The sequence below is a fragment of the Agromyces sp. NPDC058104 genome (assembly GCF_042884835.1).
Lineage (GTDB): Bacteria > Actinomycetota > Actinomycetes > Actinomycetales > Microbacteriaceae > Agromyces.
On record NZ_JBHVTD010000004.1, the window covers coordinates 18,062 to 32,380 of the forward strand.

A 14,319-nucleotide genomic window follows, 5' to 3' on the forward strand; every position below is an offset into this window, starting at 1 on the left:
CGCGCTGCGGCTCGGTGCCGCGCGGCGAGGTACGCCGAATCCCGAACCGAGCAGCGGCGAGCGGGGCTCGCACGGTCGGCCGAAGAACGGATTCGTCGGGCGCTTCCCCCATTCTAGCGGGCGAAGGGCCTCCGGCGTGAACCGCGTGTCACCCGACGACGTGCACGGCGTAGCTGAGCAGGAACCCCGCCGTCGCGAGCAGGCCCGTGAAGGCGTGCGCCGTGCGGAACGCCTCGGGGATCATCGTGTCGCAGATCATCGCGAGGATGGCGCCCGCCGCGATGGCCGTGATGAACGCCGTGAGCTCGCCCGGGGCGTCGTCGAGCAGCACGAACCCCGCGAGCGACGCGAGCGCGCTCGCGAGCGCGATGCCCGCCCAGAGCACGAAGACGTACGTGCGAGAACGCCCGCTCTCCTTCAGCGCCGCCGTCGAGGAGAGCCCCTCGGGGATGTTCGAGATCAGGATCGCGACGAACACCGGCACGCTCACTCCCCCGCCGCCGACCATGCTGAGCCCGAGCACCGCCGACTCGGGGATGCCGTCGAGGAGCGCCCCGACGGCGATGCCGGTGCCGGTGCCGGGGTCCTCCCCCGTACCGCGCGGGTTGCGCTTGTCGAGGCGGTCGAGCAGCTGGTTCGCGAACACGTAGACGATCGCTCCGACGGCGAACCCCCCGACCGTCGGCCAGAAGCCGCCCTCGTCCTGCGCCTCGAGCACGAGGTCGAAGGCGAGCGCCGAGACGAGCACGCCCGAGCCGAAGGCCATGATGGAGGCCACGACGCGCGTCGGCACCTTCACGTACCACGCGATGACGGCGCCGAGGAGGAGCGCGCCGCCGGCGAGGAGTCCGGCGATGCCCGCGAGGATCCAGTCGGCCATGCTGCGAGCATAGGGACCGGGGCTACCCGTTCGCCGCCGACGCGCCTACCCTTGAGACATGGACGAGCTCGCGGGGGCGGGCGCGGAGTTCGCGCCCGAGGACGACGATTTCACGGTCTCGCAGGACACCGAGTTCGACGAGGCCGACGAGGCGCACGACGACGACGAGCGCTCGCTCGACGACGTGCTCGACGAGGAGGTCGAGGGCCTCGACGCCGAGCGGAGGGTCGATCTCGGCGACGAGCGAGCGGCCGCGGCGAGCGAGGGCGGGTGACGGCTCGCCGGAGCGGGCGGCGCGGCCGCGACCATGCCTCGGCTCGCGACGAGGGCCGAGCCGAGCCGGGCCGGCCTAGACGCCCCCGCCGCCTCCGCCGCCGCCACCGCCGCCCGACGAGCCGCCGCCGCTCGAGCCGCTCGACGAGGAGCTCGCGCTCGACCCCGACCACGAGCTGTTCGACGAGCTCGAGAACGAGGCGACGCCCGCAGAGAAGTAGGCCGCATTGAACCCGCTGCTGCCCGAGTACCAGTCGGGCTGTCGGCCGAGCTGCTCGTAGAGCACCGCGAGCTCGCGGCTCCAGTCGCGCTCGAAGCCGAATAGCACGGCGTAGGGCAGCAGGCGCTCGTTGAGCTTCAGCACCTGGCCGAGATCGCTCGTGTCGATGCGGAGCGCGCCCTCCGGGCTCTGCAGCACCCGGATCCGGTCGGCCTCGGCGAGCCGGATGTACGTCCGCAGGCCCTCGAGGTGGTCTCGGAGCTCGCGGCCGCGCCCGGTGAGCGGACGCACCGACGCGACCGTCCCGATCGCGAGCAGCCCCGCGAGGATCGCCACGATGAAGCAGAGCGCGGGCCAGCCGCCGCCCATCACCGAGGTGAGCGCGATGACGCCGAGCACGAAGCTCGCGACCGCCGCGATGCCGGCCCCGATCGCGAGCAGGATGCGGAGGCCGTGGTCGGGGCTGCGCCGGAGCCCCGCCGCGACGACCCCGCTCGACACGCGCTGCCTGATCGCGAGCAGTCGCTTGCCGAGCGCGGTGTCGCTCGACTTCATCTCGCGCAGGGCGCCGGGCTGCGGCGGGCTGCCGAAGAGCGCCTCCATGACCGCCCGGGCGTGTTCGTCGCCCGCAGGCCCACCGCCGGTGAACTGGACGGCGTAGCGGCGGGACCCGGTCTCGACGACCCGGAGCTCCCCGGCGACGGCGCGCTCGAGCACGGTCGCGGTGACCCCCCGCGACATGCTGCCGACGAGCTCCGCGGCGACGAACGCGGAGACGCCCTCGGGCGGTTCGTACTGCGCGATGATCGTGCCCCGGCCGGGGTGGCTGCGCCACCGGCCGAGGCGCAGCGCGAGCGCGACGGCGGCGGCGACCACGGCGAGCGCCGCCGCGATCGCGCTGCCGACGGCGGCGGGCGACGACCAGAATGAGTCGTCGCGCGGCACGACCGTGCCCGGCTCGAACGCGACCGCGAAGCTGAGGTTCTCGTACGGCCCGAGCCCGGCGGCCTCGGCCACGACGACCGCCCCGCCGTCGACGGGCTCGCTCGTCATCGAGTCGCAGGGGTCGCTCGATCCCGACCACCCGCGGTAGCAGGCCATGTCGCCCGTCATCGCGTCGGCGAGCTCGGCCGAGAGGCGCAGCTCGCCGCGCACGACGCCGAAGGGCTGCGCCCACCCGGTGCCGTTGACGTCCCAGTAGATCTCGTCGATCGCCGCGTCGTCGGGCACGTGGGTGACGTTGCGCATGCGGTAGTGGAACACGTACGTCTGCTCGCCGTGCACGAAGCCGTCGGCACGGCTCGTGACGAGCAGGAACTCGTCGTCCTCGTCGGCCTCCGTCTCGAACGGCCGGGGCGCGCCCGAGGCATCCGTCACCGATTCGACGACCAGGTCGACCGGATGCCCGTCGTAGTTCAGCGGGATGGCCCGGCGGATGCCGTGGTTCTGGTCGAACTCGGGGAACACCGCGACGAGCGTCTCGGTGACCTCCATCACGGAGCGCCCCTCGTCGTCGAGCGAGAGCTCGTAGACCGCGTCGAAGGAGTCGAACACGAAGTCGTCGGGCCCGGCGCGCACGCCGAGCGGAGCGAGCGCCTCGGGCGCGGCGGCGGGCGGCCCGGCCGCCACGTCGAGCGGTCGGGATGCCCCGCGCTCCCCCGCGACGGCGGGCGCGGCACCGAGGGCGCCGACCAGGAGCAGGGCGGAGGATGCGGCCGCGAACGCGGCGGCGAGTCGTGCGACGACGGCGCGACGGGCGGGGCGACGGGGCATGCCCCAACGCTAGCCGCCGCCGCACCGGTTCGTCAGGTGCGTCGCGGGTCAGGCCCGACGCAGTCGGAGGCTGTTCAGCACGACGAAGATGCTCGAGAACGCCATCGCCGCACCCGCGATCATCGGGTTCAGGAACCCCGCCGCCGCGAGTGGGATCGCCGCGACGTTGTAGGCGAAGGCCCAGAAGAGGTTGCCGCGGATCGTGCCGAGCGTCGCCCTGGCGAGCGAGATCGCGTCGGGGATCGCCGCGGGCTCGTCGCGGGTGAGCGCGAGGTCGCTCGCGCTCGCCGCCGCGTCGGTGCCGCCGCCCATCGCGATGCCGAGGTCGGCCGCCGCGAGCGCTGCGGCGTCGTTGACCCCGTCGCCGACCATCGCGGTCTTGCGCCCCGCGGCCTGCAGCTCGGTGACGGCCGCGAGCTTGCCCTCGGGGCTGACCTCGGCGTGCACGCGCTCGATGCCGAGCTCGGCGGCGACGCGTTCGGCCGGGCGACGCGCGTCGCCCGTGAGCAGGATCGGCTCGAGTCCCTGGGCGCGCAGCCGGTCGACCGCCTCACGGGCACCGGGGCGGATCGAGTCGCCCACCTCGAGGAGCGCGCGCACCTCGCCGTCCCAGCCGACGGCGACAGCGGTGGCGTCGGAGGCGGCGGCCCGCTCGGCCAGCACCGCGGGCAGGGTCATGCCGAGCCCCTCGAGGAAGGCGGGACGCCCCACGGCCGCACGGACGCCGTCGACGCTCGCCGAGACGCCGAGTCCGGCATGCGCGCGGAACTCCTGCGCCTCGGGCACGACGACCCCGCGCTCGGCGGCGCCGTCGACGACGGCCCGTGCGATGGGGTGCTCGGAGCGCTGCTCGAGGGCGGCCGCGATGCGGAGCGCGGCGGCCGGCTCGGTGCCGTCGGTCGTGGTGACCTCGCCGAGGCGCATGCGCCCGGTCGTCAGGGTGCCGGTCTTGTCGAGCAGGATCGTGTCGATGCCGGCCGTGCGGTCGAGCGTCTCGGGCCCGGTGATCAGGATGCCCCGCTCGGCTCCGCGGCCCGTGCCGACGAGGATCGCCATCGGCGTCGCGAGCCCGAGCGCGCAGGGGCAGGCGATCACGAGCACGGCGACGGCCGCCGTGACGGCCTGCTCGACCGGGCTGCCGGTCGCGATCCAGACGATCGCGGTGCCGACGGCGATCGCGATGACGATCGGCACGAACACCGCCGAGATCCGGTCGGCGAGGCGCTGGGCCTTCGACTTGCCGAGCTGCGCGTCCTCGACGAGGCGCGCGATCTGCGCGAGCCGGGTGTCGGCGCCTACGCGGGCGGCGGTGACGACGATGCTGCCGCCGTGCACGATGGTCGCCGCGGTGACCGCGGTGCCCGCCGCGACGTCGACCGGCGCGGGCTCGCCCGTCAGCATCGACTCGTCGACGCTCGCCTCGCCGTCGGCGACCACGCCGTCGGCCGCGATGCGCTCGCCCGGCCGAACGACGAAGCGGTCGCCGGGCCGCAGCGCGCCGATCGCCACCCGCACCTCGGTCGGGGCCGCGCCGGCTCCGCCGACGGCGTTCGCTTCCCGCAGGACCGAGACCTCGCGCGGGGCGAGCTCGAGCAGGGTGCGCAGCGACCGGCCCGCGCGCCGCTTCGACTTGGCCTCGAGCACCCGCCCGAGCAGCAGGATCGTGATGACGCCCGCCGCGACCTCGAGGTAGATGTCGCCGCCCGGGGTGCCGCGCACCCCGAAGGACCACTCGTGGGTCATGCCCGGCATGCCGGCGTGCCCGAGGAAGAGCGCCCACAGCGACCACGCGAAGGCGGTGAGGGTGCCGAGCGAGACGAGCGTGTCCATCGTGAGGGCGCCGTGCCGCAGGTTCTGCCAGGCGGCGCGGTGGAACGGCCAGCCGCCCCAGACCACGACCGGGGCGGCGAGCGTGAGCGAGAGCCACTGCCAGTACGTGAACTGGAACGCCGGGATCATGGCGATGACCACCACCGGCACGGTGAGCACCGTCGAGACGACGAGCCGCGTCATGAGCGGGTCGGATGCCTCGCGGCGGGTGCCGGCCTCGAGCTCGGCCTGGTCTGACCGCACGGAGCTCTCGGCCGCGCCGGAGAATGCCGGCCGGTTGAGGTCGAGGTCGAGGTCGCGGTCGTCGGACGGCTCACCCGACACCCCGTCGAGGGCGTGGCCGGGCTCGGCGGGTCGCACCGGAGGTCCGACGACCGCAACCGGCGTCGCGGTGTAGCCCGCCTGCTTCACCGCCTCGACGAGCGCGTCGATCGAGGTCGACTGCGGGAAGGTGACCCGCGCTCGTTCGGTCGCGAGGTTGACCGCGGCCTCGACGCCGTCGAGGCGGCCGAGGCGTTGCTCGACGCGGCCCACGCAGCTCGCGCACGTCATGCCCTCGATGTCGAGGTCGATGGTGCGGACCGGTGTCGTCTCGAGCGTCGTCATGGGTTCGAGAGTACCCCCTAGGGGTATTCGGCGCAAACGGGGTATCCTGTGAGGGTGATCGAGGACATCAAGAAGCGCGCACTGCACCGCACGAAGATCATCGAGGGCCAACTGCGCGGCATCGAGAAGATGATCGAGAACGAGGACTACTGCGTCGACATCATCACGCTGTCGCTCGCCGTGCAGAAGTCGCTCGGCTCCCTGAACAAGCTCCTCGTCGAGAACCACCTGCGCACCCACGTCTCGCACATGTACGAGCAGGGCGGCGAGCAGCGCGACGAGGCGGTCGCCGAGCTCGTGCGCATCTTCGAGCTCTCGAACAACCGCAGCTGACCCTCGACGCGCTCAGGTGCCCGGCGAGGTCACCGCGAGCCAGGCGTCGAGCTCGCTCGGCTCGTCGGTGATGATGCCGTCGACGCCGAGCGCGTTCACCGCCTCCCAGTGCTCGTCGGTGTTGAGCGTGTAGCAGAGCACCGCGACGCCGGCCTCGTGCGCGAGGACGAGCGCGCCGGGCTCGGCCGTCACCGAGTCCACCGTCGTGCCGAAGCCGATGAGCCCGAGCCGCTCCGCGAGCGGCACCGGATCGGCCGGCAGCTCGCGGATGAGCATGATGCGCGGAAGGGTCGGGGCCACCGACTGCAGGGAGACGAGCGTCTCGAGGCTGAAGCTCTGCAGCACGACGCGCCCGCGGAGCCCGTGCCGGTCGACGAGGCCCGTCACCGCCTTCACCTCGTCGGGGGTCCAGTCGGCCTTCAGCTCGACGAGCGCACGGGCGTCGTCGCGTTCGGCGAGCGCGACGAAGAACTCCTCGAGCGTCGGGATGGGCGTGCCCGCGAACTCGGGGGCGTACCAGGCGCCCGCATCGAGCCGTGCCAGCTCGTCGAGCTCGAGCTCCCCCACCGTGCGGGGATCGCCGGTGACGCGCTCGAGGGTGACGTCGTGGAAGAGCACGGGCACGCCGTCGCGCGTGAGCTGCACGTCGGTCTCGACGAACGCGAGCTCATCCATCGCGAGCTCGAGCGAGGGCATGGTGTTCTCCGGCGCGGTCGCCCGGTCACCACGATGACCGACGGTGAAGGCGGGCTCGCCGGGTGCGCGGAGCGCGCCGAACACGTCGATGGCGTACACCGTCGGCGGCGTCTGCGCGACGAGCAGCACCGCGGCGAGGATCGCGACCGCGATCGCGGCGAGCGCCGCGCGGATCGCCCTGCGGGGCGGGATCGCGAGGGCGTCGAACAGTCGGGGGCGGGCGGGGGGCGTGGCTGCGACGGCACTCGGCCGCCGCCGCACGGTCTCGGGGTCGACCGTGCGGAAGGCGTGCTTCACGGGTTCGGGCCTTTCCACCGCGGGGCGCCGTTGCCCGCGCGGTGCACGCTACTCTAGCAACACCGTTACCGTTTCGTTACCGAATTCCGAGGAGAATCCTGCGCCCCCGACGGCACCGCCGACGCGCCGCGAAACCGCGGCACCGACGGCCCTGGCACGCTCGTCGCACCGACCCGACCGGCCGCCGTCAGCGCCGCTCGTTGCCGCGCCGGTAGTTGCCCGTCGCGCGGGCGAGCAGATGCTGCACCCGCTCGTCGTCGGCCGCCTGCAGCGCGGCGCCGAGCCGCGCGGCATCGCGGCCGCCGACCGTCGTCACGACCCGCCCGCCGCGCGACACGACCACCGCACCGTCCTTCGCGATGCGGTAGTCGAAGGGATCGGTGACGAGCCGGCCGCGCTCGTCGGAGGCGCCGTTGCGGCCCGCCACCGTCGCCCCTACCGCAGGCTCTTCGTGTGCCAGACGGTCTTCGTCTCGGTGAACGCCGAGATGCGACCGAGCGCCGGCGCCGCGGCGTCGGGCCCGTTCTCGGGGCGCAGCACCCGCTTGAGCGTGTCGGCCGCCGCGACCTCGAGCGAGATCCAGTCGAGCGCGCCGGCGCCGACCAGGTCGATCGCGTTGACGTCGGCGTGGCTCGCGAGCCAGGGCGCGATCTCGGCGGGCGACCCGGTCAGCACGTTCACGACGCCCCCCGGCACGTCGCTCGTCGCGAGCACCTCGGCGAGGCTGATCGCCGAGAGCGGAAAGGGCTCGCTCGCCACGACCACGACCGAGTTGCCGGCGACGAGCGCCGGCGCGATCGCCGAGACGAGGCCGAGGAGCGAGGTGTCCTGGGGGGCCACGATCGCGACGACGCCGGTCGGCTCGGGCACCGAGATGTTGAAGTACGGCCCCGCCACCGGGTTCGCGTTGCCCGCGACCTGGGCGAACTTGTCGGCCCAGCCTGCGTACCAGACCCAGCGATCGATCGCCTCGTCGACCTGGGCGGCGGCGACGGCCCGCGAGACGCCCTCGGAGTCCTCGATCTCGGCGACGAACTGCGCACGGCGACCCTCGAGGAGCTCGGCGATCCGGTACAGCACCTGGCCGCGGTTGTAGGCGGTCGCACCCGCCCAGCCCGGGACGGCGGCGCGCGCGGCGACGACCGCGTCGCGGGCGTCCTTGCGGGAGGCCAGCGCGGCGTTCGCGAGGAAGCGGCCGTCGGGCGCCGCGACCTCGTAGGTGCGCCCCGACTCGCTGCGCGGGAACTTGCCGCCGATGTAGAGCTTGTACGTCTTCGGCACGGCGAGGCGGGTCATCGCTTCGATCCCTTCGTGGTGGCCTTCTGCGATCGGCGGGGGCGCTTGGCGGTCGGCTCGGCCGCCGGGGCATCCGCCGCGATCGCCGACCTCGCGGCGGAACGCGTCACCGCTGCCTGCCCGATCGGCGCAGGGGCGAGGTACGCGGCGAGCCCGTGACGGCCGCCCTCGCGGCCGTATCCCGACTCCTTGAAGCCGCCGAACGGCGACGCCGGGTCGAAGCGGTTGAACGTGTTCGCCCAGATGACGCCGGCGCGCAGCTGGTCGGCGACCGCGAGGATGCGGCTGCCCTTGTCGGTCCAGATGCCGGCCGAGAGTCCGTACGGGGTGTTGTTCGCCTTCGCGATCGCCTCCTGCGGCGTGCGGAAGGTGAGCACCGAGAGCACCGGGCCGAAGATCTCCTCGCGGGCGATGCGGCTCGAGGTCTGCACGTTCGTGAAGATCGTCGGCGCGTACCAGAACCCGTTCTCGGGGATCTCGCACGGGGCGCTCCAGCGTTCGGCGCCCTCCTCGACACCGGCATCGCTCAGCATGCGGATGCGGTCGAGCTGCTCGCGCGAGTTGATCGCGCCGATGTCGGTGTTCTTGTCGAGCGGGTCGCCGAGGCGCAGCGTCGAGAGGCGGGTCTTCAGCCGCTCGACGACCTCGTCGTGGATGTTCTCCTGCACGAGGAGTCGCGAACCGGCGCAGCACACGTGCCCCTGGTTGAAGAAGATGCCGTTGACGATGCCCTCGATCGCCTGGTCGATGGGCGCGTCGTCGAAGACGATGTTCGCCGCCTTGCCGCCGAGCTCGAGCGTCGCCTTCTTGTCGGTGCCCGCGATCTGCTTGGCGATCGCCCGGCCGACGGCGGTCGAGCCCGTGAACGCGACCTTGTCGACGCCCTCGTGCGCGACGAGCGCCGCACCCGTGTCGCCCGCGCCCGTGACGATGTTCACGACGCCCGGCGGCAGCTCGGCCTGCTGCAGGATCTCGGCGAAGATGAGCGCCGTGAGCGGCGTCGTCTCTGCGGGCTTCAGCACGACCGTGTTGCCGGCGGCGAGCGCGGGCGCGATCTTCCACGCGAGCATGAGCAGCGGGAAGTTCCACGGGATCACCTGGGCGGCGACGCCGAGCGAGCGCGGGTCGGCGCCGAGGCCCGCGTGGTCGAGCTTGTCGGCCCAGCCCGCGTAGTAGAAGAACCACGCCGCGACGAGGGGCACGTCGACGTCGCGCGACTCCTTGATCGGCTTGCCGTTGTCGAGCGACTCGGCGACCGCGAGCTCGCGCGCCCGCTCCTGGACGAGGCGCGCGATTCGGAAGAGGTACTTGCCGCGATCGCGGCCGCTCATCTTGGACCACACGCGGTCGTACGCGCGGCGTGCCGCCGCGACGGCGTCGGCCACGTCGGCCTCGTTCGCGTTCGCGATCATCGCGATGCGCTCTTCGCTCGCGGGCGAGATGGTCTGGAACGGGGTGCCTCGGCCGTCGACGAACTCGCCGTCGATGAAGAGGCCGTAGCTGTCGCGGAGCGAGAGGATCGCGCGCGACTCGGGTGCGGGTGCGTAGTCGAGGAAGCTCATGTTCAGTCCAGTCAGTCGATCGTCACGTAGTCGGCGCCCGAGTAGTGCCCGCTCGTCAGCTTCTGGCGCTGGAGCAGCACGTCGTTGAGGAGGCTCGAGGCCCCGAACCGGAAGAGGTGGGGCACGAGCCACTCCTCCCCGACGGTCTCGGCGACGGTGACGAGGTACTTGATCGCGTCCTTCGACGAGCGGATGCCGCCCGCCGGCTTCACGCCGACCTTGTGTCCGGTGAGCCGATGCCAGTCGCGCACGACCTCGAGCATGAGGAGCGTCACGGGCAGGGTCGCCGCGGGCGACACCTTGCCGGTCGACGTCTTGATGAAGTCGCCGCCGGCGAGGATGGACAGCCACGAGGCGCGGCGCACGTTGTCGTAGGTCACGAGCTCGCCGGTCTCGAGGATCACCTTGAGGCTCGCGCTCGTGCCGTCGGGCCGGCGGCACGCCTCCTTCACCGCGACGATCTGGTCGAAGACCTCGCCGTAGCGCCCCGCGAGGAACGCGCCGCGATCGATGACCATGTCGATCTCGTCGGCCCCGGCGGCGACCGCCTCGGCTGTGTCGGCGAGCTTGATGGCGAGCGAGGAACGGCCGCTGGGGAACGCGGTGGCGACCGCGGCGACCGAGATGAGGCCGTCATCGGGGTCGCCGTGCGCGGCGCCCAGCGCCTCGACCGCGTACGGCACCATGTCGCCGTAGACGCAGACGGCGGCGACGCGCGGCGTCGCGGGGTCGGACGCGTCGGGCGTGAGCGCCTTCGCGACGAGCGAGCGGACCTTGCCGGGGGTGTCGGCGCCCTCGAGCGTGGTGAGGTCGATGAGCTCGATGATGCGGTCGAGCGCCCAGGCCTTCGACGTCGTCTTGATCGAGCGGGTGCCGAGGGCGGCGGCGCGCTGCTCGAGGCCGACGGCGTCGACCCCCGGGATGCCGTGGAGATAGCGACCGAGCGTCTGGTCGTCGGGCTCGCCGCCGAGCACGGCGAGCGCGCGCTCGCGCGCGGTGGCGAGGGCGGTGCCGGCGTTGACCGGTGCTGGCATGAGTTGGACCTGGCTTTCGTGTGGAGGACGGCGCTGGATCAGCCGTCGAGGAGATGGAGGGCGGTGGACTCGTCGGTGACGAGCACCGTGCAGAGCCGGCTGCGCACGACCGCGTCGGCCACGGCGTGCTTGGCGGGGCCCGCGACGACGGCGATCGCGAGGGGCGAGCTGCGGATCTCGTCGAGGGTGAGCCCGACGGTGCGGGCGTCGAGGGCGGGGTCGACGATGTTGCCGTCGGAGTCGATGTACCGGCCGACGACGTCGCCGACGGCGCCCTTGGCGACGAGGAGGTCGACGTCGCCGGGCGCGAGGTAGCCGCTCTCGACGTGGACCGAGTTGTGGTCGGCGGCACCGGCGCTGAACAGGTACGCGTCGGCCGAGCGGGCGAGCTCGATGACGCCGGCGACGACGCGGTCGGACTCGATGGCGTGCTTCGTCTCGAGCCGTTCGAGGATCGCGGGGCTCGGCAGGAGCGTCGCCTGGCCGCCGCCCTTCTGCGAGATCGCGACGGCGGTCGCCGCCGCGGTGCCCGCGCGACGGTTGAGGCTCACGCCGCCGTTGATCTGCACGACGTTGACGCCGGTCGCCCAGCCGTTGCGCAGGTGCTGGGAGATCTCGAAGAGGGTGCGCCCCCAGCTCACGCCGAGCGTGCGCGGTACCGGGCGGAGCGCGGTGAGGTAGTCGGCGGCGGCCTGCGCGGTGCGCGCCTGCAGCTCTTCTGCCGAGGCGACGCCCGCGGAGGAGACGACGATGGCGTCGGTGAGCCCGCGCTCCTCGCGGAGGCGCCGCTCGATCGGCAGCCGCCGCGCTCGCGGGTGCAGGATCTCGATGCGGATGAACCCGCGGTGCTTGGCCTGCGCCAGCAGGCGCCCGACCTTCCACCGGGTGAGATTCAGCGCCTGGCCGATCTCGTCCTGGGTCTTGTTCTCCTCGTAGTAGAGCTCGGCCGCCCTGATGGAGAGGAGTTCGTCGATCTCGTCCATGCGCCTCCGTCCGCCTCGACATCCAGCGTAGGCAGCCGGGTGCTCATCGGCAACACTCGCAGGGGATGCTGCTCATATGAGCAGATCGATGGCGGATGCTGCGCGCCTATGCTGGTGCAATGCCCACGCCCCTCGCGCTCGCCGTCGACTTCGGCGGCACCAAGGTCGAAGCCGCGCTCGTCGACGAGCACGGCACCCTGCTGGCCGGCTCCCGCCACCGGCGCCCGACCGGGCCGAGCGCGACCGCCGACGAGCTCGACCGGTCCGTCCGGGAGGTCGTCGAGGCGGCCATCGCCGCCCTGCCCGCCGACGCCGGTCTCGTCGGCGTCGGCGTCGGCTCGGCCGGCCCGATCGAGGTCGCCACCGGCCGCGTCTCCCCGCTCAACGTGCCGGCGTGGCGCGGGCACCCGCTTCGCGACCGGCTGAGCGAGATCCTTCCCGGAACGCCCGTCGTGCTGCGCATCGACGGCCTCTGCATCGCGCTCGCCGAGCACTGGGTCGGCGCCGGGGCCGGCAGTCGGGGCGAGAACCTCCTCGGCATGGTCGTCTCGACGGGAGTCGGCGGCGGGCTCGTGATCGGCGGCCGAGCCGTCGCGAGCCCCACGGGCAACGGCGGTCACATCGGCCACATCGAGGTCGGCGGGTTCGACGACCCGTGCACCTGCGGCGGCCGCGGCTGCCTCGAGGCGATCGCCTCCGGTCCGCGCACCGTCGCCTGGGCCCGCACACAGGGGTTCGCCGGCACGACCGGCGAAGACCTGGCGCACGCCCACGCCGCGGGCGACCCCGTCGCGATCGCGGCGGTCGAACGCTCGGGCACCGCGATCGGCCACGCCATCGCCTCGGCGACGAACCTGCTCGACCTCGATCTCGTCGCGATCGGGGGCGGGTTCTCACGGGTCTCCCCCGCGCTCTTCGACCACGCCCGCGCCGCGGTCGCCGAGCGCACCGGGTTCGCCTTCGCGACGCGCGTCGAGATCGTGCCCTCCGCGCTCTCCGACGAAGGCCCCCTGATCGGCGCGGCGGCGCTCGTGCACCGGCCCGACCTCATCGTCTGACCGCACGGGTCGACGGCTCCCGCCTCGTTCGGGCGCCCGTCGGGGTCGCCGTCCACGGCGAGGGCGGGTCGCGCCGGGCCCGCCTCAGAGCCCCAGGATGCCGCGGGTGCGTTCGACGTCGTCCCGGATCGTGTCGATGAGCGCCGGGATCGAGGTGAAGGCCACCATTCCGCGGATGCGGTCGACGAACTCCACGTCCACGACGTGGTCGTAGAGGTCGAGCTCGCGGTCGAGCACATAGGCCTCGACCTGCTTCTTCGGCACGCCCTCGAACGTCGGGTTGTCGCCGACCGAGATCGCCGCGGGGTACCGCGTGCCCGCGTCGGTGAGCCACCCCGCGTACACGCCGTCGGCCGGGATGAGCCCCTCGGACTCGGGCGTCAGGTTCGCCGTCGGGAACCCGAGCTCACGGCCGCGAGCCGCCCCGTGCACCACGATGCCCGACACGGTCGGCGTGTGCCCGAGCAGCTCGGTGGCCCGACGCACGTCGCCCTCGGCGAGGAGTTCGCGCACCCAGGTCGACGACACCCGTCGCTCACCGTCGGGTGCGACGTCGCCGACGACCTCGACGGTGAAGCCGAAGCGCGCGCCCAGGTCGACGAGCAGCGCGACGTCGCCGGCGCCCCTGGCTCCGTAGCGGAAGTCGCTGCCCACGAGGACGGCCTTCGCCTGCAGCGTGTCCACGAGCACCCGCTCGACGAACTCCGTCGCCGGCACCGAGGCGAGTGCGCGGTCGAACGGCAGCAGCACCGTGGCATCCACGCCCGTCGTCGCGAGCAGCTCGAGCTTCTGGCGCACGCTCACGAGCGACTCGGGGCACTTGTCGGGCGCGAGCAGCGCGAGCGGATTGCGGTCGAACGTCACGACGGTGGTGGCGAGGTGCTCGGCCGCGGCGATCTCGCGGAGTCGCGCGATGACCTCGCGGTGCCCGCGGTGCACGCCGTCGAACTTGCCGATCGTCACGGCCGAGGGCCCGAAGCCCTGCGGGACGGCTCCGAGGCCCTTGTACGTCTTCACTCGGCCTCCGCCGTCGGCCGGTGCTTCGCGAGCCACCACTTGCCGAGCACGGGCAGCACGAGCGGGATGAACAGGTAGCCGCGGCCGAACCACGACCACACCGTGTCGTGCGGGAACAGCGCAGGGTCGACGATGCTCAGCGTGCCCACCACGATGACGCCGGTGAACTCGAAGGCGATCGTCGCCCAGGCGACCCGGTACCAGACCACGCCGGGCCGCACGAGCGCGATCGTCGCGACGACGTACACCGCTGCGGCGAGAGCCGACAGGGCGTACGCGAGCGGCGCCTCGTCGTACTTCGAGACGATCTGCACGAAGGACCGACCGAGGGCGGCGAGCGCCAGCACGCCGTAGACGGCGACGAGGACGCGCCCGATACCGCTCATCTTCGTCGGCGTACGGGTCTCCGCCGGGGCGCTCTGCAGGCTTTCCATGTCGTTCGATTCTCTCAGAAGTGCGGC

At 73.0% G+C, this 14,319-nt stretch carries 14 protein-coding genes; 3 read left to right on the top strand and 11 right to left on the bottom strand.

Annotation, left to right across the window (positions count from 1 at the left end; all coding sequences use genetic code 11):
* Nucleotides 1-148: 148 nt before the first annotated feature.
* On the bottom strand, nt 149-880 hold the full coding sequence (locus ACFVTH_RS17550) for a ZIP family metal transporter (protein ID WP_387093733.1): 732 nt from the start codon (nt 878-880) through the stop codon (nt 149-151).
* Between the two features lie 58 nt (nt 881-938).
* Here ACFVTH_RS17550 and ACFVTH_RS17555 point away from each other — a divergent pair, with 58 nt between their 5' ends.
* Complete coding sequence (locus tag ACFVTH_RS17555) at nt 939-1,154, top strand: hypothetical protein (RefSeq protein WP_387093736.1); 216 nt, start codon at nt 939-941, stop codon at nt 1,152-1,154.
* Nucleotides 1,155-1,229: 75 nt separating this feature from the next.
* Here the strand turns inward: ACFVTH_RS17555 and ACFVTH_RS17560 are convergent, their stop codons facing one another.
* Both ACFVTH_RS17560 and ACFVTH_RS17565 read right to left on the bottom strand, forming a co-directional pair.
* Complete coding sequence (locus ACFVTH_RS17560) at nt 1,230-3,146, bottom strand: DUF2207 family protein (RefSeq protein WP_387093739.1); 1,917 nt, start codon at nt 3,144-3,146, stop codon at nt 1,230-1,232.
* A gap of 48 nt (nt 3,147-3,194) precedes the next feature.
* Nucleotides 3,195-5,582: a heavy metal translocating P-type ATPase gene (locus ACFVTH_RS17565; RefSeq protein WP_387093742.1), complete on the bottom strand. Its 2,388-nt coding sequence runs from the start codon at nt 5,580-5,582 to the stop codon at nt 3,195-3,197.
* Nucleotides 5,583-5,636: 54 nt separating this feature from the next.
* Here ACFVTH_RS17565 and ACFVTH_RS17570 point away from each other — a divergent pair, with 54 nt between their 5' ends.
* Entirely contained in the window at nt 5,637-5,915 is a 279-nt protein-coding gene (locus ACFVTH_RS17570; protein ID WP_157422625.1) for a metal-sensitive transcriptional regulator, read from the top strand.
* A 12-nt stretch (nt 5,916-5,927) separates the two neighbouring features.
* On the opposite strand, the gene ACFVTH_RS17575 is transcribed toward ACFVTH_RS17570, so the two are convergent.
* The 6 genes from ACFVTH_RS17575 to ACFVTH_RS17600 form a co-directional block, all read right to left on the bottom strand.
* A complete protein-coding gene (locus tag ACFVTH_RS17575) occupies nt 5,928-6,908 on the bottom strand; it encodes a glycerophosphodiester phosphodiesterase (protein WP_387093745.1) in 981 nt (326 codons plus the stop codon).
* A gap of 187 nt (nt 6,909-7,095) precedes the next feature.
* The gene (locus ACFVTH_RS17580) at nt 7,096-7,335 is read right to left on the bottom strand and encodes a hypothetical protein (protein WP_387093748.1); all 240 of its coding nucleotides are present in this window, start codon (nt 7,333-7,335) and stop codon (nt 7,096-7,098) included.
* An 8-nt stretch (nt 7,336-7,343) separates the two neighbouring features.
* A complete protein-coding gene (locus ACFVTH_RS17585; RefSeq protein ID WP_387093751.1) occupies nt 7,344-8,204 on the bottom strand; it encodes an aldehyde dehydrogenase family protein in 861 nt (286 codons plus the stop codon).
* Nucleotides 8,201-9,766, bottom strand: coding sequence for an aldehyde dehydrogenase family protein (locus tag ACFVTH_RS17590; RefSeq protein ID WP_387093754.1), 1,566 nt, complete (start codon nt 9,764-9,766; stop codon nt 8,201-8,203). The genes ACFVTH_RS17585 and ACFVTH_RS17590 overlap by 4 nt, the downstream gene beginning before the upstream one ends.
* Nucleotides 9,767-9,777: 11 nt before the next feature.
* Nucleotides 9,778-10,800, bottom strand: coding sequence for a deoxyribose-phosphate aldolase (gene deoC, locus ACFVTH_RS17595; protein ID WP_387093757.1), 1,023 nt, complete (start codon nt 10,798-10,800; stop codon nt 9,778-9,780).
* Nucleotides 10,801-10,838: 38 nt separating this feature from the next.
* Nucleotides 10,839-11,783 (bottom strand): sugar-binding transcriptional regulator, encoded by a 945-nt coding sequence (locus ACFVTH_RS17600; RefSeq protein ID WP_386942013.1) that lies wholly within the window; start codon nt 11,781-11,783, stop codon nt 10,839-10,841.
* A gap of 119 nt (nt 11,784-11,902) precedes the next feature.
* On the opposite strand from ACFVTH_RS17600, the gene ACFVTH_RS17605 reads away from it, so the two are divergent.
* Nucleotides 11,903-12,841 (top strand): ROK family protein, encoded by a 939-nt coding sequence (locus ACFVTH_RS17605; protein ID WP_387093760.1) that lies wholly within the window; start codon nt 11,903-11,905, stop codon nt 12,839-12,841.
* A gap of 84 nt (nt 12,842-12,925) precedes the next feature.
* Here the strand turns inward: ACFVTH_RS17605 and ACFVTH_RS17610 are convergent, their stop codons facing one another.
* Nucleotides 12,926-13,858, bottom strand: a complete 933-nt coding sequence (locus tag ACFVTH_RS17610) for a bifunctional riboflavin kinase/FAD synthetase (protein ID WP_387093762.1) — start codon at nt 13,856-13,858, stop codon at nt 12,926-12,928.
* Nucleotides 13,855-14,292, bottom strand: coding sequence for a hypothetical protein (locus tag ACFVTH_RS17615; protein WP_387093764.1), 438 nt, complete (start codon nt 14,290-14,292; stop codon nt 13,855-13,857). Before ACFVTH_RS17615 ends, ACFVTH_RS17610 begins: the two co-directional genes overlap by 4 nt.
* Between the last annotated feature and the right edge of the window lie 27 nt (nt 14,293-14,319).